Raw genomic sequence first — 2,954 nt, forward strand, 5'->3', positions numbered from 1 at the left:
ATCCGAAGACACCTTCGGGTTGTGAGGTTAAGCGACTAAGCGTACACGGTGGATGCCTAGGCAGTCAGAGGCGATGAAGGGCGTGCTAATCTGCGATAAGCGCCGGGAAGGGGATATGACCCGCAAGACCCGGCGATACCCGAATGGGGAAACCCAGTGCAATCCGTTGCACTATCCTGACCTGAATTCATAGGGTCAGGAGGCGAACCGGGGGAACTGAAACATCTCAGTACCCCGAGGAAAAGAAATCAACCGAGATTCCCCCAGTAGCGGCGAGCGAACGGGGAGGAGCCCAGAACCAACATCAGTGTCAGCGTCAGGAGAACGGTCTGGAAAGGCCGGCAGTAAAGGGTGATAGCCCCGTATCTGAAAACGCTGGCAGTGGGAGTTCGATGAGTAGGGCGGGACACGTGGTATCCTGTCTGAATATGGGGGGACCATCCTCCAAGGCTAAATACTCCTGACTGACCGATAGTGAACCAGTACCGTGAGGGAAAGGCGAAAAGAACCCCGGCGAGGGGAGTGAAAGAGAACCTGAAACCGTGTACGTACAAGCAGTGGGAGCACCCTTTGGGGTGTGACTGCGTACCTTTTGTATAATGGGTCAGCGACTTATATTCTGTAGCAAGGTTAACCGTATAGGGGAGCCGCAGGGAAACCGAGTCTTAACTGGGCGTTAAGTTGCAGGGTATAGACCCGAAACCCGGTGATCTAGCCATGGGCAGGTTGAAGGTTGGGTAACACTAACTGGAGGACCGAACCGACTAATGTTGAAAAATTAGCGGATGACTTGTGGCTGGGGGTGAAAGGCCAATCAAACCGGGAGATAGCTGGTTCTCCCCGAAAGCTATTTAGGTAGCGCCTCGTGAATTCATCTTCGGGGGTAGAGCACTGTTTCGGCTAGGGGGTCATCCCGACTTACCAACCCGATGCAAACTGCGAATACCGAAGAATGTTATCACGGGAGACACACGGCGGGTGCTAACGTCCGTCGTGAAGAGGGAAACAACCCAGACCGCCAGCTAAGGTCCCCAAGTCATGGTTAAGTGGGAAACGAAGTGGGAAGGCTCAGACAGCCAGGATGTTGGCTTAGAAGCAGCCATCATTTAAAGAAAGCGTAATAGCTCACTGGTCGAGTCGGCCTGCGCGGAAGATGTAACGGGGCTAAACCATGCACCGAAGCTGCGGCAGCGACACGTAAGTGTTGTTGGGTAGGGGAGCGTTCTGTAAGCCGTTGAAGGTGGCCTGTGAGGGCTGCTGGAGGTATCAGAAGTGCGAATGCTGACATAAGTAACGATAATGCGGGTGAAAAACCCGCACGCCGGAAGACCAAGGGTTCCTGTCCAACGTTAATCGGGGCAGGGTGAGTCGACCCCTAAGGCGAGGCTGAAAAGCGTAGTCGATGGGAAACAGGTTAATATTCCTGTACTTGGTGTTACTGCGAAGGGGGGACGGAGAAGGCTATGTCATCCGGGCGACGGTCGTCCCGGTTTAAGCGTGTAGGTGGGCAGTCTTGGTAAATCCGGACCGCTGTATAACACTGAGGCGTGATGACGAGGCACTACGGTGCTGAAGTGACAGATGCCCGGCTTCCAGGAAAAGCCTCTAAGCTCCAGGTAACATTGAATCGTACCCCAAACCGACACAGGTGGTCAGGTAGAGAATACTCAGGCGCTTGAGAGAACTCGGGTGAAGGAACTAGGCAAAATGGTGCCGTAACTTCGGGAGAAGGCACGCTGGCAGTAGGTGAAGGGACTTGCTCCCGGAGCTGAAGCCAGTCGCAGATACCAGCTGGCTGCAACTGTTTAATAAAAACACAGCACTGTGCAAACACGAAAGTGGACGTATACGGTGTGACGCCTGCCCGGTGCTGGAAGGTTAATTGATGGGGTTATCCGTAAGGAGAAGCTCTTGATCGAAGCCCCAGTAAACGGCGGCCGTAACTATAACGGTCCTAAGGTAGCGAAATTCCTTGTCGGGTAAGTTCCGACCTGCACGAATGGCGTAATGATGGCCAGGCTGTCTCCACCCGAGACTCAGTGAAATTGAACTCGCTGTGAAGATGCAGTGTACCCGCGGCAAGACGGAAAGACCCCGTGAACCTTTACTATAGCTTGACACTGAACACTGGTCCTTGATGTGTAGGATAGGTGGGAGGCTAAGAAGTGTGGACGCCAGTCTGCATGGAGCCATCCTTGAAATACCACCCTTTAATGGCTGGTGTTCTAACGTAGGCCCGTTATCCGGGTTGCGGACAGTGTCTGGTGGGTAGTTTGACTGGGGCGGTCTCCTCCCAAAGCGTAACGGAGGAGCACGAAGGTTAGCTAATCACGGTCGGACATCGTGAGGTTAGTGCAAAGGCATAAGCTAGCTTGACTGCGAGCGTGACGGCGCGAGCAGGTACGAAAGTAGGTCTTAGTGATCCGGTGGTTCTGAATGGAAGGGCCATCGCTCAACGGATAAAAGGTACTCCGGGGATAACAGGCTGATACCGCCCAAGAGTTCATATCGACGGCGGTGTTTGGCACCTCGATGTCGGCTCATCACATCCTGGGGCTGAAGTAGGTCCCAAGGGTACGGCTGTTCGCCGTTTAAAGTGGTACGCGAGCTGGGTTTAGAACGTCGTGAGACAGTTCGGTCCCTATCTGCCGTGGGCGTTGGAAGATTGAAAGGGGCTGCTCCTAGTACGAGAGGACCGGAGTGGACGCACCACTGGTGTTCGGGTTGTCATGCCAATGGCACTGCCCGGTAGCTAAGTGCGGAAGAGATAACCGCTGAAAGCATCTAAGCGGGAAACTTGCCTTGAGATGAGTCTTCCCTGATTCCTTGAGAATCCTAAAGGAACGTTCGAGACGAGGACGTAGATAGGCTGGGTGTGTAAGCGTTGCGAGACGTTGAGCTAACCAGTACTAATGAACCGTGCGGCTTAACCTGACAACACCGAAGGTGTTTTG

Annotated in this window: 1 rRNA gene; it reads left to right on the forward strand. The window is 53.9% G+C overall.

The window, feature by feature from the left end:
- Positions 1 to 25: 25 nt before the first annotated feature.
- Positions 26 to 2,934, forward strand: a 23S ribosomal RNA gene (locus tag Xsto_RS23090).
- Positions 2,935 to 2,954: the final 20 nt, after the last annotated feature.

The organism is Xenorhabdus stockiae (assembly GCF_002632825.1).
Taxonomy (GTDB): Bacteria; Pseudomonadota; Gammaproteobacteria; order Enterobacterales; family Enterobacteriaceae; genus Xenorhabdus; species Xenorhabdus stockiae.